Annotated in this window: 2 protein-coding genes; both read right to left on the reverse strand. The window is 52.4% G+C overall.

From position 1 onward, the window contains the following. On the reverse strand, positions 1-362 hold a 362-nt coding region (locus EN935_RS37275), incomplete at its 3' end, for a transporter substrate-binding domain-containing protein (protein WP_127374305.1). 45 nt (positions 363-407) lie between these two features. After that, positions 408-809 (reverse strand): RidA family protein, encoded by a 402-nt coding sequence (locus tag EN935_RS37280; RefSeq protein ID WP_127374306.1) that lies wholly within the window; start codon positions 807-809, stop codon positions 408-410. Positions 810-1,103: the final 294 nt, after the last annotated feature.

Genomic DNA, 1,103 nt, shown 5'->3' on the forward strand with positions numbered 1-1,103 from the left:
GTTGGATATAGATAGGCCGCAGGTGACTTCCGATAGACGTCTGTGAAGTTGATCACCTTTTCGCGCTCTTCTGTTATACCCATGCCCGTCCAGATGATGTCTATTTTCTTTGACTCCAGCGCAGGTATCATACTGTCCCACACCGTAATGGCTATTTCACACTTCGTCTTCATTTCCGCGCACATGGCGTTCATTAGGTCGACATCGAAGCCCGTCGGGTCACCTGTTGGTCCGCGATCCACAAACGGTTGGTCTGGCTCGGAATCATACCCCCATTTGAGCGCCGACTCTTGAGCCATTGATGGGGCAGCTGCCGATGCGGCCATGGCGAGACCCAATGCGGCAATTACGATCCTACGCATCTAGTAGCCTCCAACGAGTTGTTTGGGTGGATAGAACTTCTGCAATCAGTCTTCAATCACCGCAATCGCTTCCACTTCGACGAGATATCTTGGATCTGACAGTGCGCTGGTCTCGTAAACAGACGAGGCAGGCGGTGGCGCAGAGCCAAAGAATTCGCCTCGAACCTCAATCACGTCGTCCTTCACGTGCCCCCCATAGCCGACGACGAATGTCTGGAGTTTCACGACGTCCGACAACTTACCGCCAGCCGCCGCCAACGCTACTTCCAGATTTTGTAAACAAACGCGAAGCTGATTTTTTAGACTAACGTCGGCAGGCATATTGTTGTCTGCATCGGTTGGTGTTTGACCCGCAATGTACACAGTTCTGCCAGCAGTTACCGACACCGCATGGCTATAGTATTTCGACCTAATCAATTCTGGAGGGTTAAAAAAGCGCCTGGGCATCGATACGCCCTTCCTAGGTTAGCCCCGAAGGATCGTTCCACCGGTATGATAACGCTAGGAGCGCTACGCTGATATGTCAATAGGTATTTTTAGTAGTATATTACTGCCATTTTGATATGCATTGCGCCGATCATTTGAGCAAAGACAATGCGAGTGTCTCGATGTCGCGGGCGCCAGATGTGGCTGTCAGCCTCCCGAGGGCAAGGCCTTACGAACCGAACTGGTTCGGCGGTCGTCCCAGTTGTCCTTGAACCGGTTCCAACCGAGCCAGACAGACGGTCCGAAGTGAAGGAG

It is taken from the genome of Mesorhizobium sp. M7D.F.Ca.US.004.03.1.1, from assembly GCF_003998635.1.
Taxonomy (GTDB): Bacteria; Pseudomonadota; Alphaproteobacteria; order Rhizobiales; family Rhizobiaceae; genus Mesorhizobium; species Mesorhizobium loti.

Bases quoted from the DNA above. Each gene is read 5' to 3' on its own strand.
- EN935_RS37280 (WP_127374306.1), bottom strand. From the start codon at position 809: ATGCCCAGGCGCTTTTTTAACCCTCCAGAATTGATTAGGTCGAAATAC.